The sequence below is a fragment of the Streptomyces sp. NBC_01465 genome (assembly GCF_036227325.1).
GTDB lineage: Bacteria > Actinomycetota > Actinomycetes > Streptomycetales > Streptomycetaceae > Streptomyces.
In genome coordinates this window covers 1,461,838-1,486,770 of sequence record NZ_CP109467.1, presented here as the reverse complement: position 1 = coordinate 1,486,770, position 24,933 = coordinate 1,461,838, and the positions used below count along the sequence as shown (strand labels likewise).

General features: G+C 70.7%; 25 protein-coding genes. 16 read left to right on the top strand and 9 right to left on the bottom strand.

Going from position 1 to position 24,933, the window contains the following annotated elements; all coding sequences use genetic code 11:
- Positions 1-125: 125 nt before the first annotated feature.
- The 3 genes from OG707_RS06715 to OG707_RS06705 all read left to right on the top strand — a co-directional run bounded on the left by OG707_RS06715 (position 126) and on the right by OG707_RS06705 (position 3,564).
- The gene (locus tag OG707_RS06715) at positions 126-1,652 is read left to right on the top strand and encodes an aldehyde dehydrogenase (NADP(+)) (RefSeq protein WP_329115389.1); all 1,527 of its coding nucleotides are present in this window, start codon (positions 126-128) and stop codon (positions 1,650-1,652) included.
- Positions 1,649-2,251, top strand: a complete 603-nt coding sequence (locus OG707_RS06710) for a DUF1349 domain-containing protein (protein WP_329115388.1) — start codon at positions 1,649-1,651, stop codon at positions 2,249-2,251. The genes OG707_RS06715 and OG707_RS06710 overlap by 4 nt, the downstream gene beginning before the upstream one ends.
- A gap of 302 nt (positions 2,252-2,553) precedes the next feature.
- The gene (locus OG707_RS06705; protein WP_329115386.1) at positions 2,554-3,564 is read left to right on the top strand and encodes a LacI family DNA-binding transcriptional regulator; all 1,011 of its coding nucleotides are present in this window, start codon (positions 2,554-2,556) and stop codon (positions 3,562-3,564) included.
- On the opposite strand, the gene OG707_RS06700 is transcribed toward OG707_RS06705, so the two are convergent.
- Entirely contained in the window at positions 3,561-4,937 is a 1,377-nt protein-coding gene (locus tag OG707_RS06700; protein ID WP_329115384.1) for an MFS transporter, read from the bottom strand. The genes OG707_RS06705 and OG707_RS06700 overlap by 4 nt on opposite strands.
- Positions 4,938-5,007: 70 nt before the next feature.
- Here OG707_RS06700 and OG707_RS06695 point away from each other — a divergent pair, with 70 nt between their 5' ends.
- The 4 genes from OG707_RS06695 to OG707_RS06680 all read left to right on the top strand — a co-directional run bounded on the left by OG707_RS06695 (position 5,008) and on the right by OG707_RS06680 (position 8,369).
- Positions 5,008-5,973 carry a GlxA family transcriptional regulator gene (locus OG707_RS06695; RefSeq protein ID WP_329115382.1) on the top strand — a complete coding sequence of 322 codons (966 nt, stop codon included), beginning with the start codon at positions 5,008-5,010 and terminating at the stop codon, positions 5,971-5,973.
- 21 nt (positions 5,974-5,994) lie between these two features.
- Positions 5,995-6,465: a GNAT family N-acetyltransferase gene (locus tag OG707_RS06690; protein ID WP_329115380.1), complete on the top strand. Its 471-nt coding sequence runs from the start codon at positions 5,995-5,997 to the stop codon at positions 6,463-6,465.
- A 67-nt stretch (positions 6,466-6,532) separates the two neighbouring features.
- On the top strand, positions 6,533-7,258 hold the full coding sequence (locus OG707_RS06685; protein WP_329127642.1) for a DsbA family oxidoreductase: 726 nt from the start codon (positions 6,533-6,535) through the stop codon (positions 7,256-7,258).
- A 70-nt stretch (positions 7,259-7,328) separates the two neighbouring features.
- Complete coding sequence (locus tag OG707_RS06680; protein ID WP_329115378.1) at positions 7,329-8,369, top strand: aminotransferase class V-fold PLP-dependent enzyme; 1,041 nt, start codon at positions 7,329-7,331, stop codon at positions 8,367-8,369.
- A gap of 6 nt (positions 8,370-8,375) precedes the next feature.
- Here the strand turns inward: OG707_RS06680 and OG707_RS06675 are convergent, their stop codons facing one another.
- Positions 8,376-8,870, bottom strand: a complete 495-nt coding sequence (locus tag OG707_RS06675) for a MarR family winged helix-turn-helix transcriptional regulator (RefSeq protein ID WP_329115376.1) — start codon at positions 8,868-8,870, stop codon at positions 8,376-8,378.
- 102 nt (positions 8,871-8,972) lie between these two features.
- On the opposite strand from OG707_RS06675, the gene OG707_RS06670 reads away from it, so the two are divergent.
- Positions 8,973-10,040: an alkene reductase gene (locus OG707_RS06670; protein WP_329115374.1), complete on the top strand. Its 1,068-nt coding sequence runs from the start codon at positions 8,973-8,975 to the stop codon at positions 10,038-10,040.
- 61 nt (positions 10,041-10,101) lie between these two features.
- Positions 10,102-10,464 (top strand): hypothetical protein, encoded by a 363-nt coding sequence (locus tag OG707_RS06665; RefSeq protein ID WP_329115372.1) that lies wholly within the window; start codon positions 10,102-10,104, stop codon positions 10,462-10,464.
- 23 nt (positions 10,465-10,487) lie between these two features.
- Here the strand turns inward: OG707_RS06665 and OG707_RS06660 are convergent, their stop codons facing one another.
- From OG707_RS06660 to OG707_RS06645, 4 genes are all read right to left on the bottom strand, one after another.
- Complete coding sequence (locus tag OG707_RS06660; protein WP_329115370.1) at positions 10,488-11,264, bottom strand: maleylpyruvate isomerase family mycothiol-dependent enzyme; 777 nt, start codon at positions 11,262-11,264, stop codon at positions 10,488-10,490.
- Between the two features lie 84 nt (positions 11,265-11,348).
- Positions 11,349-12,476 (bottom strand): glycoside hydrolase family 53 protein, encoded by a 1,128-nt coding sequence (locus OG707_RS06655; RefSeq protein ID WP_329115368.1) that lies wholly within the window; start codon positions 12,474-12,476, stop codon positions 11,349-11,351.
- Between the two features lie 121 nt (positions 12,477-12,597).
- Positions 12,598-13,743, bottom strand: a complete 1,146-nt coding sequence (locus OG707_RS06650; protein ID WP_329115367.1) for a glycoside hydrolase family 53 protein — start codon at positions 13,741-13,743, stop codon at positions 12,598-12,600.
- Positions 13,744-13,809: 66 nt separating this feature from the next.
- Complete coding sequence (locus OG707_RS06645) at positions 13,810-15,807, bottom strand: beta-galactosidase (RefSeq protein WP_329115365.1); 1,998 nt, start codon at positions 15,805-15,807, stop codon at positions 13,810-13,812.
- 208 nt (positions 15,808-16,015) lie between these two features.
- Here OG707_RS06645 and OG707_RS06640 point away from each other — a divergent pair, with 208 nt between their 5' ends.
- From OG707_RS06640 to OG707_RS06625, 4 genes are read left to right on the top strand one after another with little or no spacing between them, the layout of a single operon-like run.
- Complete coding sequence (locus OG707_RS06640; RefSeq protein WP_329115363.1) at positions 16,016-17,344, top strand: ABC transporter substrate-binding protein; 1,329 nt, start codon at positions 16,016-16,018, stop codon at positions 17,342-17,344.
- A complete protein-coding gene (locus OG707_RS06635) occupies positions 17,341-18,330 on the top strand; it encodes a carbohydrate ABC transporter permease (protein ID WP_329115361.1) in 990 nt (329 codons plus the stop codon). Before OG707_RS06640 ends, OG707_RS06635 begins: the two co-directional genes overlap by 4 nt.
- Positions 18,327-19,202, top strand: coding sequence for a carbohydrate ABC transporter permease (locus OG707_RS06630; RefSeq protein ID WP_329115359.1), 876 nt, complete (start codon positions 18,327-18,329; stop codon positions 19,200-19,202). The genes OG707_RS06635 and OG707_RS06630 overlap by 4 nt, the downstream gene beginning before the upstream one ends.
- A 40-nt stretch (positions 19,203-19,242) precedes the next feature.
- A complete protein-coding gene (locus OG707_RS06625; RefSeq protein WP_329115357.1) occupies positions 19,243-20,271 on the top strand; it encodes a LacI family DNA-binding transcriptional regulator in 1,029 nt (342 codons plus the stop codon).
- Here OG707_RS06625 and OG707_RS06620 read toward each other — a convergent pair.
- Positions 20,268-20,894, bottom strand: coding sequence for a LysE family transporter (locus OG707_RS06620; RefSeq protein WP_329115355.1), 627 nt, complete (start codon positions 20,892-20,894; stop codon positions 20,268-20,270). The two genes, OG707_RS06625 and OG707_RS06620, sit on opposite strands and share 4 nt — an antisense overlap.
- Positions 20,895-21,080: 186 nt before the next feature.
- Between OG707_RS06620 and OG707_RS06615 the strand changes: the two genes are divergently transcribed.
- Positions 21,081-21,824, top strand: coding sequence for a class I SAM-dependent methyltransferase (locus OG707_RS06615; RefSeq protein WP_329115353.1), 744 nt, complete (start codon positions 21,081-21,083; stop codon positions 21,822-21,824).
- On the opposite strand, the gene OG707_RS06610 is transcribed toward OG707_RS06615, so the two are convergent.
- Positions 21,818-22,555, bottom strand: coding sequence for a hypothetical protein (locus OG707_RS06610; RefSeq protein WP_329115352.1), 738 nt, complete (start codon positions 22,553-22,555; stop codon positions 21,818-21,820). The genes OG707_RS06615 and OG707_RS06610 overlap by 7 nt on opposite strands.
- On the opposite strand from OG707_RS06610, the gene OG707_RS06605 reads away from it, so the two are divergent.
- Positions 22,554-23,060, top strand: coding sequence for a tetratricopeptide repeat protein (locus OG707_RS06605; protein ID WP_329115351.1), 507 nt, complete (start codon positions 22,554-22,556; stop codon positions 23,058-23,060). The genes OG707_RS06610 and OG707_RS06605 overlap by 2 nt on opposite strands.
- Positions 23,057-24,043 (top strand): phosphotransferase family protein, encoded by a 987-nt coding sequence (locus OG707_RS06600; protein ID WP_329115350.1) that lies wholly within the window; start codon positions 23,057-23,059, stop codon positions 24,041-24,043. The genes OG707_RS06605 and OG707_RS06600 overlap by 4 nt, the downstream gene beginning before the upstream one ends.
- On the opposite strand, the gene thpD is transcribed toward OG707_RS06600, so the two are convergent.
- The gene (gene thpD / locus OG707_RS06595) at positions 24,027-24,929 is read right to left on the bottom strand and encodes an ectoine hydroxylase (protein WP_329115348.1); all 903 of its coding nucleotides are present in this window, start codon (positions 24,927-24,929) and stop codon (positions 24,027-24,029) included. The genes OG707_RS06600 and thpD overlap by 17 nt on opposite strands.
- Positions 24,930-24,933: the final 4 nt, after the last annotated feature.

The window sequence follows — 24,933 nt, the reverse complement described above, 5'->3', positions numbered from 1 at the left end:
ATCTTGCCCCTCTTGTCAATGCGGAACGCCCGTTATTAGAGTTCCTGGGTATTCATCATCAGGAACCGTGTTCAGAATACCGAACGGACCTGATGGGCGGCAGTAGATCTGGAAGGACGTTCGCGGTGGCAGCAACACCAGTCTGGAGTGTCGACCCCCGAACCGGGAAGCCGCGTGAAGAGGTTGCGGTGGAGGCGACGGCTCAGGAGGTGGACGAGGCGGTGCGCGCCGCTCACGCGGTACGCGGATCCCTTGCCGACCGGAGCGTACGCGCCGCCTTCCTGCGCGCCGCCGCCGACCTCCTCGACGAAGCGGGTCCGCACGTCATCGAGGCCGCAGACGCGGAGACCGCGCTCGGCCCGGGCCGCCTCACGGGCGAACTGGCCCGCACCACGGCCCAGTTCCGCGCGTTCGCCGCTGTGATCGAGGAGGGCGCCTTCCTCGACATCCGCATCGACCACGCCGACGCGAACGCGACCCCGCCCATCCCGGACCTGCGCCGCTTCAAGATCCCCCTCGGGGTCGTCGCGGTCTACGCGGCCTCCAACTTCCCCCTCGCCTTCTCCGTCCCCGGCGGCGACACCGCGAGCGCGCTCGCGGCCGGCTGCCCGGTCGTCGTCAAGGCGCACCCCGACCACCCGGCGACGTCCGAGCTGTGCGCGTCGGTGCTGCGCAGGGCGGCGGAGAGCGTGGGCCTCCCGGCCGACGTCCTCTCGGTCGTCCACGGCTTCGAGGCGGGCGTCGAGCTGGTCAAGCACCCGCTGGTCTCGGCCGCGGGCTTCACCGGTTCCGTACGAGGCGGCCGCGCCCTCTTCGACGCGGCGGCCGCCCGGCCCACCCCGATCCCCTTCCACGGCGAACTCGGCTCCCTCAACCCGGTCGTGATCACCGAGGCGGCCGCCGTCGAGCGTGCCGAGGAGATCGGCACCGGGCTCGCGGGCTCGATGACGCTGGGCGTGGGCCAGTTCTGCGTGAAGCCGGGCTTCGTCCTCGCTCCGTCGGGCGACGCGGGCGACGCACTGGTCAAGTCCCTGACGGCAGCGGTCAGTTCAACGGCCGCGGGCGTCCTCCTCGACCACCGTATGCGCGACAACTTCATCGCGGGCGTACGGGAGCGGGCCGAGCTCCCCGGGGTCGACGCCCCGGTGACGCCCGGCGCGGGCGGCGAGCACACGGTCAGCCCGGGCTTCCTCACGGTGGCGGCGTCGGAGCTGGCCTCGGACGGCGCCCACGACCTGCTCCTGGAGGAGTGCTTCGGCCCGGTGACGGTGGTGGCGCGCTACGACTCGGCGGCGGAAGTCACCGCGGTCCTCTCGCGCCTCCCCGGCAACCTCACGGCGACGCTCCAGGTGTCGGCGGCCGAGGCGGCGGGCGAGGGCGACGCGTCCGACCTCCTCACGGAGGTGACCCCGCTGGCGGGCCGCGTCCTGGTCAACGGCTGGCCCACGGGCGTGGCAGTGGCCCCCGCCCAGCACCACGGCGGCCCCTACCCGGCGACCACGTCGACGTCGACCTCGGTCGGCGGCACGGCGATCGAGCGCTGGCTGCGCCCGGTCGCGTACCAGACGACCCCGGAAGCCCTGCTCCCGCCGGAGCTGCGCGAGGCGAACCCGCTGTCGCTTCCGCGCCGAGTCGACGGACGCCCGGAGTGACACCGGACCTCCCCGAACTCCCCTTCGGCCTGCGGGAGTACGGCCCGCAGGCCCCCTGGGGATACGAGGCCGGAACCCTCTCGGTCCGTACGGGCCCGAGAGAGGACCGCTTCGTACCCCCGGCGGGCGAGTCGCTCGACCCGGCGTCGGACGCGCCGCGCCTGCTGGGGACGCCCCCGGCGGGCGACTTCCAGCTGATCGCGCACGTGACGGTGGACTTCACGGGCGACTTCGACGCGGGCCTGCTGTACCTCCATGTCTCGGACCGTGAGTGGGCGAAGCTCTGCCTGGAACGGTCCCCGGACAAGCCCACGATCTGCACGGTGGTGACACGGGGCCGCTCGGACGATGCCAACTCCTGGGTGGTGGACGGGAATTCGGTCTGGCTCCGGATCACGCGGTCGGGCAAGGCGTTCGCGTTCCACGCGTCGCTGGACGGCGAGACGTGGACGTTCGTCCGCGTCTTCGCGCTCGGCGACGCGGAGTCGGCGGAGGTCGGCTTCATGGCGCAGGCACCGGTGGGGGAGGGCTGCGGGGTGAGCTGGACGGGCATCGAGTACCGCGGCTATGCCCCGAAGGACATGAGGGACGGTTCGTAACGCTGTTCCGTGTGTCCTCGATCTCCCCCTTGACGGGCTGGACTTGCCTGATGTGGGCTTACCGGTGTCGCATCCGAACGGACCGCAAGCGGCCATTGAGCAACCCCCACCCACGCCAGGTACCTCCGCGAGAGCGGCGCCGGTTTAGGCGCAAAACCAGGCGGGGGTCCGGGGGCGGAGCCCCCGAATTGGGGGTGCGCAGGGCGCGGCTCCCGCACACTGGGCCCCGGGGTCCGGGGCGGAGCCCCCCACGCGGCGGAGCCGCAAAATGTCACAGCCGGGAAGGGGCGGGGTGGGGGCCAATGAAAACGCAGAGGCCAACGCTGGAGGCAGTCGCGGCCCGGGCTGGAGTCGGCCGCGGAACCGCGTCACGGGTCGTCAACGGATCCGGCCGCGTCAGCCAGGAGTCCACGGCAGCCGTCCTCCGAGCCGTCGAGGAACTGGGCTACGTCCCCAACTCGGCAGCCCGCGCCCTGGTCCGCCAGCGCAACGACACCGTCGCGTTCGTAGCCGCCGTGACCGACGACCGCGGCTTCTGGGAGGACCCCTTCTACTCGCCCCTCGTACGGGGTGCCACCGCGGTCCTCGCCGCCGAAGGCATCCAGCTCCTCCTTGCCATCGCCCAGTCCCAGCAACAACACGCCCAGCTCAACGCGTTCCTCTCCTCCCGCCACGTAGACGGGGTCCTGCTCAGCTCCCTGCACGAAGGGGACCCGCTCCCCGCCCTGCTCGACGCCAGCGCCGTACCCACGGTGCTGGTGGGCGCCCCCTCCGGCTACACACCGGCCTTCGGCGTCGACGTGGACAACGAGACCGGCGCCCACCACGCCGCACAGCACCTGATCGACCGGGGCCGCCACCGTATCGCCGTCATCACGGGCCCCCTGGGCATCCAGGCCAGCGCCGACCGCTGGAACGGTTTCCGCAGCGCGCTCGCGGAGGCGGGCCTGACCCCCGGCCCGGTCGCGCACGGCGACTTCACCCGCGACTCCGGATCCGAGGCCATGCGCCAACTCCTCGCAGGCGGAGGCGAAATGGATGCACTTTTCGCGGCCAACGACCTCATGGCGGCCGGCGCTCTTGACGTCCTGCGCGCCGCCGGCCGCCGCGTCCCGGACGACGTCGCCGTCGTAGGCTTCGACGACACCTGGGTGGCCGCCGCCACGGATCCCCCGCTCACATCAATCCACCAGCCACTCGAAGAGATGGGCCGCGAGGCCGCGCGCCTCATGCTCGCCCGGATCCGCCAGGACGACATCCCCGAGCCAAGAGTCCTCTTCGAACCGCGCCTCGTGGTGCGCGAGTCCGCCTAGTCACGCCCGCCCCGCCCCGCCACCCGCAGCCGCGCCGTGGCCACCGACGTGACCAGCAGCAGAGCCGCACTCACCAGCAGCGCCTCCCGCATCCCCGATGCGAACCCTCCCCGCCCCGCCACCAGCGCCCCGAACACCGCCACCGCGAGCCCGCCCGCGACCTGCCGCGCCGCGTTCAGCACCCCCGCGGCCAGCCCGGCCCGCTCCTCCGGTACCGCCTCCAGCACGGCCGTCGTCAGCGGCGGAATGGTGAGCGCGACGCCCACGGCCATCGGCACCGTCGACAGTGCCAGCAGGAGCCCGGGTGTGTCGGCCGAGACCAGGAGCAGTACCAGCAGGCCCGCCACCGCCGTCAGCTGCCCGGCCAGCAGCGGCACCCGGAATCCGTACCGGCCCGCCAGCTTTCCCGCCAGGAGATTGACCACCGGGATCAGCGCCGTCATCGGCAGGAACATCAGTCCGGCGCTCAACGCCGAAGCCCCGCGCACCTGTTGGTAGAAGAGGCTCAGTACAAAGATCACCCCGTAGAACGCCACGCTGTTCGCAGCTCCCGCGGCCACCGCCACCGACACCGTCCGGTCGCGGAAGAGCCCCAGCGGCACCACCGGGTGCGGATGCCGCGACTCGACGACCAGGAACGCCACCAGCGCGACGACGGCGATCACCCCCGCGACCGCCCCGGCGACCCCGCCCTCGATCACCGCGTACGTCACCGAGGCCAGCATCAGCACAGCCGCCAGCTGCCCCGGTACGTCCACCGGGGTCGGCCGCCGCTCCGACCGCGGCGCCCGGGCCAGCAGCACCAGCGCTGTGATCCCCGCCGGCAGATTGATGAAGAAGATCCCGCGCCAGCTCCACGCCGAGGTCAGCGCCCCGCCGGCCACCGGACCCAGTGCGACGGCCAGCGAGGCCCCGGCCGCCCAGAGCGAGATGGCCCGGGCACGCCGCACCGGATCCGGGTACGCCTGCCGTACGAGAGCGAGCGAGGCCGGCAGCATCAGCGCGCCCGCGGCCCCCTGCACCACCCGCGCCCCGATCAGCACCCCGAGCCCCGGTCCGAAACCGCACGCCGCGGAGGCCAGCGTGAAGAGCGCGATCCCGATGCCGTACGCCCGGACGGCCCCGATCCGGTCCGCCAGCGCCCCGGTCGAGAGCATCAGCGACGCGAAGGCGAGGGTGTAGCCGTCCACCACCCACTGCAGCCCCGCGAGCCCGCCGCCCAGATCGGATCCCATCGCCGGCAGGGCGACCGTCACCACCGTCGCATCCAGCGTGACCAGGAAGAACCCCAGGAGCGCGGCGATCAGGACCAGCCCGGGGGAGGCCAACTTCCGATCGGTGCGAGGGGTTTGGAGCACTGCGTTCGTCGTCATGCCCCCAGGCTGCCGATCATGAAGCCCGTGCAATAGTGGCCTGATTGCCATACGTCCGGAGGTTCTGGCCATGTCCGTCACGCGCCGCCGCATCACCGTCATCGCGTCCCCGCCCGTATCGATGTTCAATCTCGCGATCCCGGAGATGATCTTCGACAAGGTGGAGGTCGACGGCGCCCCCGGCTACGAGACGGTCATCTGCGCCCCGGACCCGGGGCCGGTCGCCACCACCGGCGGCCTCGACATCCGCATCCCCCGCGGCCTGGAAGCCGTCGAGGGCGCCGACACGGTCATCGTCGCGGGCGCGGGCGTCCGCCAGAACTTCGACGCCCGTACCGTGGACGCCGTCCGCCGCGCCGCAGCCGACGGCCGGCAGATCGCCTCCATCTGCAGCGGCGCCTTCCTCCTCGCCGAGGCGGGCCTGCTCGACAACCGCCAGGCCACCACGTACTGGCAGATGGCCGGCGAGCTCGGCGAGCGCTATCCCGCCGTGGACCTCCAGGACGACGTCCTCTACGTCCAGGACGAGCAGATCCTCACCGCCTCCGGTTACGCCGCCGGAATCGACCTCTGCCTGCACATCGTCCGCACCGACTACGGGGCCGCCGTCGCCAACACCGTCGCCCGCCTCGCCCTCGTCGCCCCCGTGCGCCCCGGCGGCCAGACCCAGTTCACCGAGACCCCGCTCCCGCCCGAGCGCGGCGCCTCCTTCGCCGACACCCGCGCCTGGGCCATGCGCCACCTCGACGAACCGCTCACCCTCACCGACCTGGCCCGCCACGCGGGCGTCTCCGTCCGCACCCTCTCCCGCCGCTTCCAGGCCGAGACCGGCGTCTCCCCGCTCCAGTGGCTCCTGCACCAGCGCATCGAGCGCGCCCGCGAACTCCTGGAGACCACGGCCCTCCCCATGGACACCGTCGCCCGCTCCAGCGGCCTCGGCACCGCCGACTCTCTCCGCGCCCACCTCATCCGCAAGACGGGCCTCACCCCCTCCGCGTACCGCGCCTCCTTCAGTCGCCTCGCAACCGCACGCTGATCCCCGTACGTCTCTCCCACCATGATCCGCACAGCGCTCCCCACCGACGTCGACACCATCGCCGCCTTCCACGCGGCCGCCCGCGCCACGTACTACGAGGGCCACATCCCGGAGTCCGAGTACGCGACCCCGGCCATCCACGCGCAGGTGAAGGAGGGCTGGCACCGTGCCGTCGCCCGCGCCGACGGCGCCGTCCTCTGCGCCGAGGACGGCGGCCGGGCCGTCGCCGTCGCCGCCTTCAAGGAGATCGACGGGACGATGACCCTCACCCAGTTCCACGTCGACCCCGCCCGCTGGAGCCGAGGCGTCGGCTCCGCCCTGCACACCGCGGTCGTCGCCGCGTGGCAGCAGGCCGAGGTCCCCGCCGCCCGCCTTGAGGTGTTCGAGCACAACCTGCGCGCCCAGCGCTTCTACGCCCGCCACGGCTGGGCCGCCGACGGCAGGGACTCCGACCACGTCCGGATGAGCCTCACCGTCCCCGCCGGGGAATGACCAGCTCAGCGGCCGTGTTCTCCCCACAGCACACGAATCGCCCCCTTTGGAGAGAAGAAGCCACATGCTGCGCGTCGAGATCTGGTCCGACATAGCCTGCCCCTGGTGCTACGTCGGCAAGGCCCGCTTCGAGAAGGCCCTCGCGGGCTTCCCGCACCGCGACCAGGTCGAGGTCGTGCACCGCTCCTTCGAGCTGGACCCCAGCCGCACCAAGGGCGACTCCGGTCTCGTGATCCCGATGCTCGCGAAGAAGTACGGCATGACCGAGGCGCAGGCCCAGGAGGCCGAGAACAACCTCGGCACGAACGCCGCCGCCGAAGGCCTCGCGTACCTCACCGAGGGCCGCGACCACGGCAACACCTTCGACATGCACCGCCTCCTGCACTTCGCCAAGGAGCAGGGCCGCCAGGACGAGCTGATCGGCATCCTCTACCGCGCGAACTTCGCCGACGAGCGTTCCGTCTTCGACGACGACGAGCGCCTGGTGGAGCTCGCCGTCGAGGCCGGTCTCGACGCGGACGCCGCCCGCAAGGTCCTCGCCGACCCGTCCGCGTACGCCGAAGACGTACGCACCGACGAGCGCGAGGCCGCCGAACTCGGCGCCAACGGCGTCCCGTTCTTCGTCCTCGACCGCGCCTTCGGCGTCTCCGGCGCCCAGCCCGCCGAGGTCTTCACACAGGCGCTCGCCCAGGCCTGGGACGCCAAGCCGCGCCTGACGACGATCAGCAGCGCCGACGGCGAGGTCTGCGGCCCGGACGGGTGCGCGGTGCCGGGCGCGGGCGCCGACGCATAAGCAGCGCTTAGAGGTACCCGCCAACTATTCGCAATGGACGAGCAGTTGGCGGGGCCTCAGAGTGGGATGCATGGAATCTCTCGCGCCCACCGCCTTCACGCCCGGGACCACGTACCTCAACACCGCGAGCACGGGCCTGCTGCCCCTCGATGCCGTCACGGCCATGCACGAGGCGGCGCTGTCCGCCGCCTCGGGACTCCATCTCGACCTGTTCGCGGACGTGGAAGCTTCCCGCGCCGCCTTCGCGCGCATCGCCGGAGTCTCCGTCTCGCGGGTGGCCGCCGGGGCGTCGGTCGCCGTCTACACGGGTCTGATCGCGACCTCGCTCCCCGAGGGCGCCGAAGTCCTCGTCGCCGAGGGCGACTTCAGCTCGCTGGTCAACCCCTTCTTCGTACGCGCCGACCTCAAGGTCCGCACCGCACCCCTGGAATCCCTCGCCGAGGCCGTACGCCCCGGCACGGCCCTGGTCGCGGTGAGCGCGGTCCAGTCCGCCGACGGCCGCCTCGCCGACCTCTCCTCGATCCGCGACGCGGCCCGCGCCCACGGCGCCCGTACCCTCGTCGACGCCTCGCAGTCGGCGGGCTGGCTGCCGATGACCGCGACCCAGGACGACTACACGGTCGCCGTCGCCTTCAAGTGGCTCACCTGCCCGCGCGGGATCACCTTCTTCGTCGTCCCCGAGGACCTGGGCGGGCTGACCCCCGTCTTCGCGGGCTGGGTGGCGGGGGAGGAGCCTTGGGACTCCTGCTACGGCCCCGTCACCGAACTCGCCCACTCCGCCCGCCGGTTCGACGAGAGCCCGAGCCTCTTCTCGTACGCCGGGGCCCGCCGCTCCCTCGCCCTGATCGAGGAGATCGGCCCGGAGACGATCCACGCCCACAACACCGCCCTCGCGGACCGCTTCCGTGCGGGACTGGCCCGGCTGGGGCACGAGGTGGTCGCCGCGCCGGGATCGGCGATCGTCTCGGCGCCGGGACTCGGCCACCGCCAGCCCGAACTCGGCGAGGCGGGCGTCCAGCTCTCCGACCGCGCGGGGAACCTGCGCGCAGCCTTCCACCTCTACACGACGGCTGCGGACGTGGACCGGGCGCTGAACGTGATGGAGGGCTGAACTCCCCTACGCGCCGGGGCAGTTGGCGGTGTCGACGCAGAGGTTGGCCTCGACCTTACTGAGCAGCCGCGTCAGCTCGGCCCGCTCCCCGGCGTCGAGCCCGACGAGCGTGTGCTCCTCGAGGGAGGTCCAGGCGCGCTCGACGTCGGCGAGCAGGGCGCAGCTCTTGTCCGTCGCCTCGACCAGGACGGCCCGCCGGTCGTTCGGGTCGGGGCAGCGGCGTACATGACCGGTCTGTTCCAGGCGCTGGAGCATCTTGGTCACGGTGGACGGGTCGAGGTCGAGGACCCGGATCAGCTCGGACTGGCGTGCCGGCCCCGCGTCCCACAGGTACATCAGCAGGAACTCCTGCCCCGGATACAGGCCCGCCTCCTTGAGCGCCTTGCCCGCCGCGATGCGGTGCAGTCGCGAGACGCGGGAGACGAGGTGGCTGACGGGGCCGCCGCGCGCCGCGCTGGGGAGGCCGGTACAGGCAGGGTCTGCGGACGCTTCGGAGGTCATGCCACGAGATTACCTTGGCCGACCAATGAATGCGCTATGGTGGTGCTCGTCGGATTGCTTGGCCGACCAACTTAACGCCTTCACTTCCCCCCGGGAGCAGCCATGACCACCGTGTTCGACCCGATCGACCTGTCCGGTACGCAGCTCACGAACCGCATCGCCATGGCACCGATGACCCGCAGTCGCGCCGGCGAGAACGGCACGGCCACGGACCTCACCGTCGAGTACTACACCCAGCGCGCCACGGCCGGCCTCATCATCACCGAGGGCATCCAGCCGTCGGTCGTGGGCCAGGGCTACCCCTTCACCCCCGGCCTGCACAGCGCCGAGCAGGTAGCCTCCTGGCGCAGGGTGACGGACGCGGTGCACGCCGAGGGCGGCCGTATCTTCGCCCAGCTCATGCATGCGGGCCGCATCGGCCACCCGGTCCTGCTGCCGGAGGGCCAGACCCCGGTCAGCGCCTCTCCCGTAACCCCCGCAGGCCAGCTCTTCACGGCCGAGGGCATGAAGGACTTCACGGAGCCGCGCGAGCTGACGGACGCCGAGATCCGCGCGACGATAGCCGACTTCGCGGCAGCCGCCCGCAACGCGGTCGACGCGGGCTTCGACGGAGTCGAACTCCATGGCGCCAACGGCTACTTGATCCACCAGTTCCTGGCGCCCAGCACCAACCTGCGCACCGACGAGTGGGGCGGCGAGGCCGAGGCCCGCATCCGCTTCGCGGTGGAGACGGTCAAGGCGGTCGTGGCGGAGATCGGCGCGGAGCGCACAGGCCTGCGGATCTCCCCGGCCAACCCGTACAACGACATCGACGAGCCGATCGCGGAGGCCGAGAAGGTCTACCCGGCACTGGTGAAGGAGATCGAGCCGCTGGGCCTGGCCTACCTCCACGTGATGGAGAACGCCGAGATCCGCGACCTGACCCTGGGCCTGCGCAAGCAGTTCTCGGGCACGTTCATCATCAACGTGCTGGGCCCCACGGGCCCGGACGACCACAAGGTGATCGACGACGGCATCGCGGACCTCATCTCGTACGGCGCCCTCTTCCTCGCCAACCCGGATCTCCCGGCGCGCCTGAAGGCGGGCGGTCCCTTCAACACCCCTGACGCGGCAACGTTCTTCGGCGGCGACGCGAAGGGCTACACGGACTATCCGTCGCTTGGTGAGTGAGTACGCGTACGGATGTGCGGCGCGGGTGGGGCCCATAACCTCCAGGTGGGAGGTGGGGCACATGATGCAGCCACAGATGATGGTGGAGCGGGGCGGCGGCCACAAATGGTGGGCGCCGGGGCTGATCAGCGCGCTCCTGCTGCCCGTGTGGTGCGTCGGCTGCGTGGTCCTGAATGTGATGGCCACGCTCCTGACGTTCGGTGACGGCGGGTGCGACGACGGCTCGGGGGACTGCATGGGCCCGAGCCAGGCCGTATGGCACGGGACGATCCTCGTCATGGTCGCGGCTGCACTGGCGACTCTCATCAGCTTGCTGGTGCCGCACGGGAGAGGGTGGCGCGCGCTGCGGTGGTCCCTGGCAGGAACGAGCATGGTGCTCGGCCTGGTGGTGCAGGTCATCGCGGTGACCGTGACGTCGCACTGAGCCGGACCGGCGTCATCGCCGTCCTACGCGTCCGGGTCCCAGGCGCTGAGCTGGTCGAAGAGACCTCGGTCGCCGTCGAGCCTCAGGGAGTTGAACGGGATCCGGTCGTGCAGGATGAGGACCAGCTCGTCGGCCGTGCCCCACGCGGAGAGGTCGGCCGCGTCCGGTTCCTGGCCGCCGGCCTCGGGGAGGCGGACGGACCGTGCGCCGTCGGCGGAGAGCGAGAGGCGCCAGGAGCGGCCCTCGGAGGCGTGGAAGTCGATGACAGCGGGCTTGTGCGGCCAGGCACTTGTCGTGGCGACGCAGGTGGACAGGAACTCGTCGACACCGTCGAGCGCCACCTCGGCCGGCAGCGGCTGCGGGGCACCCAAGGTGATCTGGGCGTCGTACGTGTGCACCGCCATCTGCAGGAGCTGGTGCCGAGCCACGGTGCCGGAGGTGTGCGGCGACTGCAGGGTCTCCCACCACGCCCAGCAACCGCGATCCGGGCCGACTTTCCGCAGTGCGTCCAGGAGTTGCTCCGTGGACTCCGCCAACCAGGCCAGCAGGGCCTCGCGCTCCCGAGGCACAGCCGGAGCGCCCTCCGCTGCGGACTTGGCCGGAGCAGGCCCTGCGGCGACGGTGGCGGCCCAGTCGCGGCGCCCCTCGCCTATGTGCTGCGCCAGATCGAACAGCGTCCACTCGGGGCAGGTCGGCACCTGTACGTCGAGGCTGGGCGCGGAGGCGACCGCGGCGCGGAAGGCAGTTGACCGTTCGTCGATCAGTTGCAGCAGGGCAGGGAATTCGAGAGTCGTTGTCACCCCGAATCTCTATCACTGTGATCCGACCGTCGGACAGCGATTTTGAGGGGGCGGCAGTCCGTGCGGCTGCCGCCCCCGTGCATGTCAGGCGCGGTACGAGCCGATCGACGCCAGCGCCGGCAGTGCCTTGCTGCTGTAGTCGAACAGGGCCTGGTTCTCCCAGTTGTTGCCGGAGGACGCGTTGGTCGGATCCCAGCCGTTGCCGGTCACCGCCGTCCAGAATCCCTCCCAGTAGACATAGCCGAGGCCCATTCCGTTCGGGGTCGCCGCCACCGTGTCGGCCACCGCCCGCACCCAGGCGTTCTGGCCGGCGGAGGTCGCCGGGTAGCCGGAGGTGAGCTGGCTGCTCGCGTTGACCAGGTTGGCGAAGCCGTCCTTGTCCGTGAGCGTCCAGGGGTACGCGGTCTCGGCGACCAGGGCCGGAGTGCCGTAACGGGCCGTGACGTAGGCGAGGTTGGCCGCCAGGTCCGTGAGGGCGCCGTGCCAGTACGGGTAGAACGACATCCCGATCACGTCCCAGACCACACCCCGCGACTTCATGTTGTCGAAGAACCACGTGTAGAGGCTCTGCGTACCGCCGTTGGAGAGGTGCAGGATCGTGCGGACGCCCGGCGTGGTGGCCTTCGCCGCGCTGATGCCCGACTTGAGGAACGTCGCCAGGTTGTCGAGGTTGTCCCAGTTGCCGGTCGGCCAGAGGATGCCGCCGTCCGTCTCGTTGCCGATCTGCACCAGGTCGGCGGGGGTGCCCTGGGCGACGAGTGCGCCGAGGACGTCCGCTGTGTGGTTGTAGACCGCTGTGGAGAGCTGCGCGACCGTGTAGCTCGACCAGGCGGCGGGCTTGGCCTGGTTGCCCGGGTCGCACCAGGTGTCGGAGTAGTGGAAGTCGATGAGCAGCTTGATGCCCTTCGCCTTCAGGCGCAGGGCGAGCGGGAGGATGTGCGCCTTGTTGTTGTAGCCGTCGGCCGGATTGACCCAGACCTTGAGGCGGGCGTGGCTGATGCCGGCCGTCGACATCAGCTGGACCGCGTCCGTCTTGGTGCCGCTGGTGGAGTAGTACACCCCGCCCAGCGCCTCGGACTTGGGCAGCGAGGAGATGTCGATCCCCCGGACGGAGAGGGAGGTCGCTGCCGAGGCCCTGCCTGCGGTCGCGGTGAGGAGGGCGGGGGCTGCGACCGAGGCGGCGGCGGCTTTGAGCAACGTACGTCTGCGCATGGTGATCCTCCCGGATCAGAGGTGCGGGTACGGGTGCGGGTCGTGCGGTTGGTACATCGGCGGCTCGCAGCGACTCACCGGTCATGGCTGCGAGCCGCCGACATCGGAAGCGGGGCGGGACTCAGCCCCGGTAGCGGCCCAGGGTCTTCAGACCGGGCAGCGCCTTGTCGTCGAAGTCGAAGAGCGCGAGGTTCTCCCAGGCGTTTCCGGAGGTGGGGTCCGTCGGGTCCCAGCCGTCGCCCTCGCGGTACGTCCAGACGCCCTCCCAGTAGCAGTAGCCGAGGCCCTTGCCGCCGGGGATCGCGGCCTGGAGGTCGGCCACCGCGCGCAGCCACGCCGCCTGGCCCTCGGGGGTCGCGGGGAAGCCCGGCGTGAGCTGGGAGGGGTCGTACAGGATGTCGTTCGTCGCGTCCTCGCTCTCCAGCGTGAACGGGTACGCCGTCTCCGCGATCACGACCGGCTTGTCGTAACGGGCCGCCAGATCCGTCATGTTGGCGAGCGCCGTCGCCAGGTCGCCGTGCCAGAAGGGGTAGTAGGACTGGCCGATGATGTCGAAGTCCAGGCCGTACGAGACGGCGTTGTCGAACCACCAGCGTGACGTGCCGTTGTCGCCGCCCGAGGCGATGTGGAGCATCGTGCGGACGCGCGGGGTGGTGTCGCGGGCGGCGGTGAGACCCGCCTTGAGGAACGCGGCCTGCGTGGCCCAGCCCCCGGACCCGTCGCCCCAGTTCTTGCCCTCGGGCCAGAGCAGGCCGCCGTTGATCTCGTTGCCGATCTGTACGAGGTCGGCGGGCGTGCCCTGGCGCTTGAGCGAGCCGAGGACATCGGCCGTGTGGTCGTAGACGGCCCGGGTCAGGCCCGCCACGTCCAGGGTCGCCCAGGCCTCGGGCTTGGTCTGGTGCGCCGGGTCGGCCCAGACGTCGGAGTAGTGGAAGTCGATCCAGATGCCGATTCCGGCGCGCTTGAGGCGGCGGGCCAGCGGGAGGATCTGCTTCTTGGTGTTGTAGCCGTCCGCCGGGTGCACCCACACCTTGAGACGGGCGTGGGTGACGCCGTACGACGCGAGGATGCGGATCGCGTCGTCGCGGCGGCCGTCGGCGTAGCGGTAGACCGCGCCGAAGTCCTCGTCCTTGGGGAGCGAGGAGATGTCCACGCCGCGGATCTCCAGGCGGCGGTGCGTGCTCGCGGCGAGGGCGGGGGCCGCGGTCAGGACGGGGGCCGCCAGGGCGGCGGCTCCCGCGGCGGCGAGAACGGTACGTCTGCGCATCACAAAGGTTCCCTTCACAGTGAATCGGCTCTGGATCTGCGGGGGGTGGGGTGGAGCGAGGAGTGGTCAGCGGGGGTCGCGGAAGACCTCGACCGCGCCCGCGGGGACACAGGCGCGGGACCCGTCGGGCAGGGTGACCTTCACCTCGGCGTCGGTGTGGTTGATCGCGAAGCGGAACGTGCCCGACTCGCCTTCCCGTACGACGAGTTCGACATCACGCGGGAGCCCGGAGGGTGCGATGCCGGCGTCCGCGAGGGCGAGATCCACGACGGCCGCCAGGCTGTCGCCGGTCAGCCGCGTCGCCAGATACCAGGCGGTGCCCTCGCCGAGTACGTGCCGGGTGAGCGCCGGGTGCCCGGCGGTGCGGCCGTCGGTGAAGGTGGCGAGGGTCTCGCAGCCGTTCGGTACGACGACCTCCGCCCAGAGGTCCGCCTCGTACGTCTCGCCCGTACCGGTGCCGACGGTGACCTTCTCGCCGGGCAGCAGCGGGCTGAACTCCTCGACGGTCAGGCCGAGTACGTCACGGAGCACACCCGGGTGCGGGCCGGGGTGCACGGTGTCGTTCTCGTCGACGATGCCGGAGAAGAACGAGACCACCAGCGTCCCGCCGCGCGCGACGTAGCTCTCCAGGTCGGCTGCGACGGAGGCGGGCGCCGCGTACAGCTGCGGGACGACGAGCAGCGGGTATCGCTCGGGGTCCAGGCCGCCAATGCCGGACGGGGCGAAGAAGTCGACGGTGAGGTGCCGGTCGTACAGCGCCTCGTAGAAGGATTCGAGCCGCTCACGGGCGTCCAGGTCCTCGCTGGGGCGCCATTCCAGGCTCTGCGCCCACATCGACTCCCACGACCAGATCATCGCGACGTTGCCGTGGGTGCGGGTGGCGCGCAGATCGGCCAACTCGCCCAGTGTGCGGCCGAGTTCGACGACCTCGTTCCAGACGCGGGTGCCGGTGCCGCCGTGCGGCAGCATCGAGGAGTGGAACTTCTCCGCGCCGCTGCGGGACTGCCGCCACTGGAAGAACATCGCGCCCTCGGAGCCGCGGGCCACGTGCGACAGGGAGTTGCGGGCCATCTCGCCGGGGAGCTTGGCCGGGTTGTACGGCTGCCAGTTGACGCCGGACGTGGCGTGCTCCAGCAGCAGCCAGGGGCCGCCGCCCGCCACCGAACGCGTCAGGTCGGCGGTGAGGGCCAGGTTGACGTGGGTGCGGCGGCCGTCGGTGACCAGGTAGTGGTCGTTGGTGACGAGGTCGACCTCCGCCGCCCAGGCCCAGTAGTCGATGGACTGGCACTGGCTGGGCGCGACCATGAAGTTGGTGGTCACGGGCACGCCGGGGGAGAGGCGGTGCAGGATGTCGCGCTCGGCGACGAAGTTGGCGCGGGCCTGGGCGTCGGCGAAGCGCTGGTAGTCCAGCTGCTGCGTGGGGTTGCAGACGGTGGGGGTCGTACGGGGCGGGGTGATCTCCTCCCAGTCGCCGTACTGCTGGCCCCAGAAGGCCGTTCCCCAGGCCTCGTTGAGGGCGTCCAGCGAGCCGTGGCGGTCCTGGAGCCAGAGCCGGAACGCTGCTGCGCAGTTGTCGCAGTAGCAGGTCAGGACAGGTGCGCCGTACTCGTTGTGGACGTGCCACAGGACGACCGCGGGGTGGCTGCCGTACCGCTCGGCGATCTTGGTGGTGATCGAGGCGGCGGCCGCCCGGTAGTCGGCGCTGGAGTGGCAGATCGCGCCGCGTGAGCCGAAGGCGAGCCGGACCCCGTCGCGGGTGACGGGCAGTGCGTCGGGGTGGGCGCGGTAGAACCAGGCGGGCGGCACCACGGTCGGGGTGGCCAGGTCGACGGATATCCCCGCCGCGTGGAGCATCCCGATGATCGTGTCGAGCCATTCCCAGTCGTACGTGCCGCGCCTCGGCTCGGTCCGCGCCCAGGCGAAGACGCCGAGCGAGACCACGGTGACCCCGGCCTCCCGCATGAGCCGTACGTCCTCCTCCCAGACCTCCCGCGGCCACTGCTCGGGGTTGTAGTCACCCCCGTAGGCAAGCGGCAGGCGGTCGTGCGGAAGGGCGGAGGACATGTGGTGCTCCCGGAGGATCGTTGAGGCGATGTCGCAGTTTTCTGTGAGCGTGCACAGAGTAAGTCGGCGCTGACATCGGCTTGCAACGAGTAGGTAACCCCACGGTTCATCCATTGACAAGAGACCGAAACAATTTTCTACTGTGCACGATCACAGAGCCGCACGGCCCTCCTGAAGGGCCCGCTCTTCTCAGTCAGGGGAGATACAGATGTCGATCCACCGCCACCAGATCAACAGGCGAACCGTGCTCGCCGGCGCCCTGAGCGTCGCCGCCGCCGGCACGCTCGCGGCCTGCGGCAGCTCGGACAAGGGCTCCGGCAAGAGCAGCGGACCGGTCAAGCTCTCCTACTGGTCGTGGGCGCCGGGCATGGAAAAGGTTGCCGCGATCTGGAACAAGAAGAACCCCGACATCACGGTGACGGTGTCGAAGCAGGCCAGCGGTGGCGAGATGATCTCCAAGCTGATCACGGCGAAGAAGGCGGGCAACGCCCCCGACCTGATCCAGGTCGAGTACCAGTCCCTGCCGACCCTGGTCTCCAACGACGTCCTCGCCGACATCGCGAAGTACGCCAAGGACGCCAAGTCCCACTTCTCCGACGGCATTTGGGGCATGGTCACCCTCGGCAGCGACGCGCTCTACGCGGTCCCGCAGGACTCCGGGCCGCTGATGTTCTACTACCGCGAGGACCTCTTCAAGAAGCACAACCTCAAGGTCCCCACCACCTGGGACGAGTTCGCCGAGACCGCCCGCGCCGCCAAGAAGGCCGCCCCCGACGCGTTCCTCACCACGTTCTCCTCCCAGGACTCGGGGCTCTTCGCCGGACTCGCCCAGCAGGCCGGCGCCAAGTGGTGGACGGTGGACGCCGACGGCAAGTGGACCGTCGACATCGCGAGCGACGCCACCGACAAGGTCGCCGGATTCTGGGGCGGCCTCGTCGAGGAGGGCGTCATCGACAACCAGCCGATGTACACCCCGGCCTGGAACAACGCCCTCAACAAGGGCACCCACCTCGCCTGGGTCTCCGCCGTGTGGGCCCCCGGCGTCCTCGTCAGCTCGGCCCCCGACACCAAGGGCAAGTGGCGCATGGCCCCGCTCCCGCAGTGGTCCGCCGGCGAGAACGTCACGGGCAGCTGGGGCGGCTCCTCCACCGGCGTCTCGACCGACTCCAAGAACGCCGAGGCCGCCGCCAAGTTCATCAAGTGGCTGAACACCGACACCGAGGCGCTCGCCGCCCTGGTCAAGGAGTCCGGCATCTACCCGGCCGCCACCGAGGCGCAGTCCGGATCCGTACTCGCCACGCCCGCGTTCTTCCCGAACCAGAAGGACTTCTACGCGACGGCCGCCAAGATCTCCGCGACCACCGTCGCCTCCGCCTGGGGACCGAACGTCCAGACCGCGTACGACGCGTTCACCGACAGCTTCGGCAAGGCCACCAAGGCGAAGAAGAAGACGAAGTTCCTGTCCGCCGTCGGGGACATGCAGTCCCAGACCTTCGCGGACATGAAGAAGCAGGGATTCAAGGTGACCGAGGGATGACCACCACTCCGCTCGAGGGTTCCGGCCGTCTGACGGCCGGGCCCTTGGCGGACGGTGCCACCAGTCCCGTCCGCCCCCGCCGCCCGCGACGCCGAGGCCGCTCGGCCCCGTACTGGTTCCTGGTCCCCACCCTCACCCTGTTCGCCGCCTTCACGGTCGTCCCCATCGGGTACGCGATCTGGCTCAGCCTCCACAAGGTGCAGGTCAAGGGCGCAGGACTCGGCCGAGGCGCCCGCGCCGAAGTCTGGAACGGCATCGGCAACTACGCCGACGTCTTCGAGAACTCCGAGTTCGGCCACAGCATCCTGCGCGCCTTCGGCTACGGACTGATCGTCATCCCCACCATGCTCGGCCTGGCGCTCGTCTTCGCGCTGATGCTCGACACCCCGCTGGTGCGCGGCGCCTCCTTCACCCGCCTCGCGATCTTCCTTCCGTACGCGGTGCCGGGAATCATCGCCGCCGTCATGTGGGGCTTCCTCTACCTGCCCGACGTCAGCCCCTTCTACTACGTGCTGCGCGAGCTCGGCCTCCCGCAGCCCGACCTGTTCGACGGCGGCAACCTCTACCTCTCCCTCGCCAACATCGCGGTCTGGGGCGGCACCGGCTTCAACATGATCGTCATCTACACGGCGCTGCGCGCGATACCGCAGGAGATCTACGAGGCCGCGAAGATCGACGGCGCCTCCAACCTGAAGATCGCTCTCCGGATCAAGATTCCGATCGTGATGCCCTCGCTGGTCCTCACCTTCTTCTTCTCGGTCATCGCCACCCTGCAGGTCTTCACCGAGCCCAAGACGCTCCGCACCCTGACCAACGGCGTCTCCAACTCCTGGAGCCCGCTGCTGGCCATCTACGACAGCGCCTTCGGCCGCTCCGACATCTACGGCGCCTCCGCCACCGCGGTCGTCCTCGCCGGGGCCACGTTCCTCCTGTCCTTCACCCTCCTGCGCATCTCCGACCGCTTCACCCGGGAGGACAAGGCATGACCCCCCTCACCCTGACCGCCACCACGGACCGCCCCTCCCGTGCGAAGCGCACCGCCTGGATCCCCACGCTCGTCATGGCGATCGGCGCGCTGTACTGCCTGATCCCCGTGGCCTGGGTCGTCATGGCGTCGACGAAGAACCGCTCCGAGCTGTTCTCCACCTTCACGATGTCGCCCGGCTCCGGCTTCATGGACAACGTCAGCCAGCTGAGCTCCTACCGCGACGGCATCTACTGGCAGTGGATGGGCAACTCCGCCTTCTACGCGGGCGCCGGCGCCCTCCTGTCCGCGGCGGTCTCCGCCGCCGGCGGCTATGCGCTCGGCCGGTTCGCCTTCCGCGGACGGGAGTTCGTCTTCAAGCTGATCCTGGCCGGCGTGCTCGTCCCGGGCATCGTGCTCGCGGTCCCGCAGTACCTGCTGATGTCCAAGATGGGCCTCGCCGACTCGTACTGGTCGATGCTGCTGCCGTCGATCCTCTCCCCGTACGGCGTCTACCTGGTCCGCATCTACGCGAGCGCCGCCGTCCCCGCCGAACTCCTGGAAGCGGCCCGCATGGACGGTGCGAGCGAGTGGCGCATCTTCTCGCGGATCGCGGTCCCGATGATGATGCCGGGCCTGGTCACCGTCTTCCTCTTCCAGTTCGTCGGCATCTGGAACAACTTCCTGCTGCCGTACGTCATGCTGGCCGACGACACCAAGTTCCCGATCACCCTGGGGCTTTACACCCTCATGGCCCAGGGCGCCTCGCAACCCGCTCTCTATACACTGGTCATCACCGGGTGTCTGCTGGCGGTCATCCCCCTGATCGCTCTCTTCCTGGTGATCCAGCGTTTCTGGTCCCTGGACCTGCTGAGCGGATCGGTCAAGGCCTGACCGCACAGCTCGCTCATCCGCACCGGCACAGACGAGGGACATGACCACCAGTACGAACGGACGCCGCAAGCCTCCCACCGTCCACGACGTGGCGAGGGAGGCGGGCGTCTCACGGGGAACCGTCTCCCGTGTCCTCAACGGGGGCCACTACGTCTCGCCCGCCGCACGCAAGGCGGTCGAGGCGGCCATCAAGAAGACCGGGTACGTCGTCAACCGGCACGCCCGCTCCCTGATCACCGGACGCTCGGACTCGGTGGCATTCCTCCTCACGGAGCCGCAGGAGAAGTTCTTCGAGGACCCGAACTTCAACGTCCTGCTCCGCGGCTGCACCGAGCACCTCGCCAAGCACGACATCCCGCTGCTGCTGATGCTCGCCTCGAACGAGGACGAGCGCCGCCGTCTGACCCGCTACATCACCTCGGGCCATGTCGACGGCGTGCTCCTGGTCTCCAGCCACAGCGGGGACCCGGTCGCGGCCGAGCTGCTGGACGCCGGAATCCCCCTGGTGGCCTGCGGAAAGCCGCTCGGCCTCGGTACGAAGGTCAGCTACGTCGCCGTCGACGAGCGCGAGGGCGCCCACGAGATGGTCCGCCACCTCGTCGCCACCGGACGCCGTCGCATCGGCATGATCACCGGCCCGCTCGACACCCCGGGCGGCACCGAGCGCCTGGCCGGGTACCGCGACGTACTGGCCGAGGCAGGTCTCCCGTACGACCCGGCGCTGGTGGCGGAGGGCGACTACCGGCGGGCCGGCGGCGAGGAAGCGGCCGCCCGCCTCCTGGCCCAAGCCCCGGACATGGACGCCGTGTTCGTCGCCTCCGACCTCATGGCCCAGGGCGTCGTCTCCACGCTCCAGCACGCCGGACGCGTGGTCCCCGACGACATCGCGGTCGGCGGTTTCGACGACTCCCCGGCGGCCACGGCGGTCAGCCCGGCGCTGACCACGATGCGCCAGCCCTTCGACCGGATCAGCGCCGAGATGGTGCGCGTGCTCCTCGCCCAGATCGCGGGCGAGGACACGGCGGCGGTGATACTCCCGACGGAACTGGTCGTACGCGACTCGGCCTAGCCCGAGAGCGTACGGACGGCCAGCGCAAGAATCAGCGCCGACGACGCGAGCGCGGTGCCCAGCCGTCCGCGCCTGCTGGTCAGCACCCGCCCGAGCAGCGTCCCGCCCCCGGCCAGCAGCAACTGCCAGCTGGCGGAGGCGGCGAACGCGGCGGCGACGAACACCACCTGTGCCAGTACGCCCGGGTCCGCCGTAGAGCGGCTGCCGAGGACGAGCGCCGCGAAGTAGATCACGGTGGTCGGGTTGAGCAGGGTCATCCCGAGGAGCCCGAGATAGGCCCGGCCGGGCCCGACGGGTGTCCCTTCGGCGCGTGCGGAGGTCTGCCGCTTCCGGTACTGACCGACCGCGGCGGCCCCGCCCCGTACGGCCAGCACGATCAGGACCACGGCGGAAACCCACCTCAGCGGATCCATGACCGGTGCCAGCACGGGGGCGATCGAGGAGCCCCCGGCCGTCGCGATCAGCGCGTACACCCCGTCGGCGGTCGCGACCCCGAGGGCCGCGCAGGCTCCGGTCCGCCAGCTCGTACGGGCGGTGAGCCCCACCAGATACGCGCCGACGGCCCCCACGGGAATGGCGATGCCGTACCCGGCGAGCAGGCCCGCGCCCAGCGCGCCGCCCATCACGCGTGCGCGGGAATCGGCCTCCGCGGACGGCCGGGCTGCTGCTGGACGCGCGCCGGGAGGGCGGACGTCGACAGCGGCAGGGCGGCAGGGATGAGGGTTGCGTTCATGGGCAGATCCTGGAGGCGGCGCGGGCGCGGCAGCAACCCATTTACAGATCCACAGGAGCCCTGGCACCTTGTGCCCATGGCCGACGACCAGTTCACCGACCCCGAACTCGCCGCTCTCTACGACACGTTGAACTCCTCCGAGCCGCGCGACGACTTCGCCTTCTACCTCCCCCTGATCATGTCCGCGCAGGCCGTGCTCGACGTCGGCTGCGGAACGGGCACCCTGCTGCACGACGCCCGTCGCGCGGGTCACACGGGGGCGCTCGTCGGACTGGATCCGGCACCCGCGATGCTGGAGCGGGCCCGGGCGCATCCGGACATCCAGTGGATGCTCGGCACCCTCGGATCGGCCGCCTGGGACCAGGAGTTCGACCTGGTGGTGATGAGCGGACACGCCTTCCAGGTCTTCGTGGAGGACGACGAACTGCGCAGCGCACTGCAGGGCATCCGCACCTCCCTGAAGCCCGGCGGACGCTTCGCCTTCGAGACGCGCAACCCGGCGGTCCGGGGCTGGGAGCGCTGGGACAAGGAGTACTCGTCGGAGGTGCAGGACGCCTCGGGCGCGACGATACGGACGGTGTGCGCGGTGGAGACCCCGGTCACCGGCGACCGGGTCACCTTCACGACCACCTACACAGGACCTGCCTGGCCCGAACCGCAGGTCAGCCGCAGCACGCTCCGGTTCCTCGACCCGGACGTCCTCCTCGCGCACCTCGCGGCGGCGGGTCTGGTGATCGTGGAGCAGTACGGCGACTGGGACCGCACCCCGCTGACCCCGAGCAGCCCGGAGATCATCACGATCGCCATCAGGCCCTACTGAGCGAGCCAAATGCGCAGCGGCCCGATCGCCTCGAAGCCCTGCGCGAGCGCGGCGTCGAGATCGTCGCCGGACTCGTACCCGACGACCGGGAGACCGGGCCAGAGGTGTGCGATCTGCGCGAGCGCGCCCGGCCAGTCGCCGAAGGTGTTGGAGAGGCCCACGACCGACGCGCTGCGGTTGGCGACGGCTCCCGCGACGACGGCGGATCCGTCGAAGGCGGCGAGCACGGCGACGGTCTCGTCGGCGAGGAGGTCGGGGAGGAACAGGTCGGTGACCCCGCCGTCCCAGGCCGCCTCCCAGGCGGCGAGCTCAGCGGCCGTCTCCACGCGACGCCAGCGAAGTTCCGTGCGGGGGAAGGGAGTTGAGGTGGAGCGGTGAATCCACTGGGCGTCGAAAAGCACCTCGAATCCTGCCGCGGACAGGTCCAGAGAGCTGTAGCTGTCCTTCACCGAGCAGTCGTCCGACGAGGTGTCGACGCGCTCCAGGATCTGCGCGGCGTCGGCATCGGCGGTGAGCGTCACCGCATCCGGATAGTAGGGCGGCGTGCGGCGAGGAGCGGTCCAGGCGGCGGCCCCGAACTCGCCCTTCACTCCGTGCGTCCGCGAGAGCGCGTCGCACCACTCGGCGTTGTTGAGGGCGGCTGCGCGCACCAGGGCTTCGTTGTCCGTGATCACGCGGGTGATCGTGCACCACGGGGCGCGGAAGTGCCATCGCTTATCGTGGCTCGTCATGAACGCTGATCATGAATGGGACGCCGCCCTGGCCGAAGCCGTACTACTCCGCGAGCAGGGGAAGCCGGAGCAGGCGCGCGAACGGCTCCTCGCCCTGGCGGAGAAGCACCCGGACAGCGTCGAGGTCGCGTACCAGACGGCGTGGGTGCACGACGTACTCGGGCTCGAGGCCGATGCGGTGCCGTTCTACGAGCGGGCGTTGAGCGCTCCGGGGCTCACGGAGGAGGACCGGCACGGGGTGTTCCTGGGCCTCGGCTCCACCTACCGGATCCTCGGCCGCTACGAGGAGGCGCTGAGAACGCTGCGCCGCGGCCTGGCGGAGTTCCCGGACGACGCCGCCCTGCAGGCCTTCCTCGCCATGGCGCTCTACAACACGGGTGATGGCCGGGAGGCTGTCGCATCGCTGCTCAGGGTGCTGGCGGCGACCAGCGCGGACAGCCGCGTCCAGCAGTACCGGCGCGCGATCGAGCACTACGCGGGCGACCTCGACGCGGTCGAGCAGTGAGCGGCCCTGGGGTCGACCGCGTCCGTCTGGCAGGACTGCTGAGCTCCGTCTTCGGCGGCCGGCGCGGGCTCGACGCGGTGACGCGGCTGCGGGGCGGCAGCAAGAAGGGCGTCTACCGGCTGGGCTTCGACGACGGGTTCTCCGCGATCCTGTACGTCTGGTCCGCCGGCGAGAACTACTGGCCTGAGCGGGACGCCGAACCGGAGCCCTTCGCCGACGGCACCGGCGCCGATCTGTTCGGCGCCGCACACCGGACGCTGGACGAACTCGGCGTGCGCGTACCGGAGTTGTACGTGCTCGACCGGAGCCGGAGCGTGTACCCGGAGGATGTCGCACTGGTCGAGGACGTCCGGGGCGGATCGCTCGAGGCGCTGCTGAAGACCGACCCGGCCGGCGGACGGCAGGCGCTGGACCGGCTCGGCTCCGCGCTGCGGGTCATGCACGGGCACACCGCACCCCGGGCCGGGAAGGTGGCCCTGGTCGAGCGGGGCGAGAGCGTACCGGCGGACTCGTGCGAGCAGGCCGTGACGGATCGCGCCCTGCGGCACATTGCCGAGATCGCCGTACGGGACGAGCGCGGCGCCCGGGCGCGGACGCGCCTCGACGACGCGGTGCGCACACGTGCCGCGGCGGTGGAGCCGCGGTCCGAATACCGGCTGATCCACGGCGAGTTGGGGCCCGACCATGTGCTGGTGGGCCCTGACGGGGAGCTGGTCGTCATCGACATCGAAGGGCTGATGTACTTCGACGTCGAGTGGGAGCACGTCTTCCTGGCGCACCGGTTCAAGGGCGGCTACGAACCGCTGCGCGTACCGGGCCTCGACGATGCGCGGCTGCGCCTCTACACCCTGGCCAACCATCTCTCGCTGGTCGCGGGCCCGTTGCGGCTCCTGGACGGGGACTTCCCCGACCGCGAGGCCATGGCGGGGATTGCCGAGCACAACCTCGCCATGGTCCTCGCGCTGGTCAGCGCACCGGGGTGAAGTCCCGGGCCCCGATGAACTCGGGGCGGCGTACCGGTGCCGCGAACGGCTCCACCGCCGCGTTCTCCACGCTGTTGAAGACGATGAAGACATTGCTGCGCGCGTACGGGGTGATGTTGTCGCCCGACCCGTGCATCGCGTTGCAGTCGAACCAGGTCGCCGAACCGGCCGCCCCGGTGAAGAGCTTGATGCCGTGGCGGTCGGCCATCCGCGTCAGCGCCTCGTCCGACGGGGTGCCGGCGTCCTGCATCTGCAGGGACTTCTTGTAGTTGTCCTTCGGTGTCTCGCCCGAGCACCCCAGGAACTGCTTGTGCGACCCCGGCATGATCATCAAGCCGCCGTTGGTGTCGTAGTTCTCGGTCAGCGCGATCGAGACCGACACGGTCCGCATGTTCGCCAGACCGTCCTCGGCGTGCCAGGTCTCGAAGTCCGAGTGCCAGTAGAAGCCGGAGGCGCCGAAGCCGGGCTTGACGTTGATCCGCGACTGGTGGACGTACACGTCGGAGCCCAGGATCTGGCGGGCGCGGCCCACCACGCGCTCGTCACTCACGAGCCCCGCGAAGACCTCGCTGAGCTTGTGGACCTCGAAGACGGAGCGCACCGACTGGGACTGCGGCTCGATGATCGAGCGCTCGTCGGCCCGTACGCCCGGGTCGTTGATGAGGCGGTCCAACTCGGCCTGGTAGAGCGTGACTTCGTCGGGCCCAACGAGCTGGTCGACGGTGAGGAACCCGTTGCGCTCGAACCCCTGCAGGTCCGCCTGCGAGACCGGTCCCGGCGCACCGGGCGGCGACCAGACGACCGGGTCCTGGCGTGGGGTGATCACTTCGGCCGCGCCCCGGGATGGATACAGGTCCGCTCGTATGTTGGTGAGTACGTCGGTCATGGCG

What these genes read in the sequence shown, in the direction of transcription:
- OG707_RS06705 (WP_329115386.1), top strand. Translation starts at nt 2,554, where the DNA reads ATGAAAACGCAGAGGCCAACGCTGGAGGCAGTCGCGGCCCGGGCTGGA.
- OG707_RS06665 (WP_329115372.1), top strand. Translation starts at nt 10,102, where the DNA reads ATGATGCAGCCACAGATGATGGTGGAGCGGGGCGGCGGCCACAAATGG.
- OG707_RS06695 (WP_329115382.1), top strand. Translation starts at nt 5,008, where the DNA reads ATGTCCGTCACGCGCCGCCGCATCACCGTCATCGCGTCCCCGCCCGTA.
- OG707_RS06635 (WP_329115361.1), top strand. Translation starts at nt 17,341, where the DNA reads ATGACCACCACTCCGCTCGAGGGTTCCGGCCGTCTGACGGCCGGGCCC.
- OG707_RS06605 (WP_329115351.1), top strand. Translation starts at nt 22,554, where the DNA reads ATGAACGCTGATCATGAATGGGACGCCGCCCTGGCCGAAGCCGTACTA.
- OG707_RS06610 (WP_329115352.1), bottom strand. Translation starts at nt 22,555, where the DNA reads ATGACGAGCCACGATAAGCGATGGCACTTCCGCGCCCCGTGGTGCACG.
- OG707_RS06670 (WP_329115374.1), top strand. Translation starts at nt 8,973, where the DNA reads ATGACCACCGTGTTCGACCCGATCGACCTGTCCGGTACGCAGCTCACG.
- OG707_RS06690 (WP_329115380.1), top strand. Translation starts at nt 5,995, where the DNA reads ATGATCCGCACAGCGCTCCCCACCGACGTCGACACCATCGCCGCCTTC.
- OG707_RS06675 (WP_329115376.1), bottom strand. Translation starts at nt 8,870, where the DNA reads ATGACCTCCGAAGCGTCCGCAGACCCTGCCTGTACCGGCCTCCCCAGC.
- OG707_RS06625 (WP_329115357.1), top strand. Translation starts at nt 19,243, where the DNA reads ATGACCACCAGTACGAACGGACGCCGCAAGCCTCCCACCGTCCACGAC.
- OG707_RS06630 (WP_329115359.1), top strand. Translation starts at nt 18,327, where the DNA reads ATGACCCCCCTCACCCTGACCGCCACCACGGACCGCCCCTCCCGTGCG.
- OG707_RS06650 (WP_329115367.1), bottom strand. Translation starts at nt 13,743, where the DNA reads ATGCGCAGACGTACCGTTCTCGCCGCCGCGGGAGCCGCCGCCCTGGCG.
- thpD (WP_329115348.1), bottom strand. Translation starts at nt 24,929, where the DNA reads ATGACCGACGTACTCACCAACATACGAGCGGACCTGTATCCATCCCGG.
- OG707_RS06615 (WP_329115353.1), top strand. Translation starts at nt 21,081, where the DNA reads ATGGCCGACGACCAGTTCACCGACCCCGAACTCGCCGCTCTCTACGAC.
- OG707_RS06620 (WP_329115355.1), bottom strand. Translation starts at nt 20,894, where the DNA reads ATGGGCGGCGCGCTGGGCGCGGGCCTGCTCGCCGGGTACGGCATCGCC.
- OG707_RS06655 (WP_329115368.1), bottom strand. Translation starts at nt 12,476, where the DNA reads ATGCGCAGACGTACGTTGCTCAAAGCCGCCGCCGCCTCGGTCGCAGCC.
- OG707_RS06645 (WP_329115365.1), bottom strand. Translation starts at nt 15,807, where the DNA reads ATGTCCTCCGCCCTTCCGCACGACCGCCTGCCGCTTGCCTACGGGGGT.
- OG707_RS06680 (WP_329115378.1), top strand. Translation starts at nt 7,329, where the DNA reads ATGGAATCTCTCGCGCCCACCGCCTTCACGCCCGGGACCACGTACCTC.
- OG707_RS06640 (WP_329115363.1), top strand. Translation starts at nt 16,016, where the DNA reads ATGTCGATCCACCGCCACCAGATCAACAGGCGAACCGTGCTCGCCGGC.
- OG707_RS06700 (WP_329115384.1), bottom strand. Translation starts at nt 4,937, where the DNA reads ATGACGACGAACGCAGTGCTCCAAACCCCTCGCACCGATCGGAAGTTG.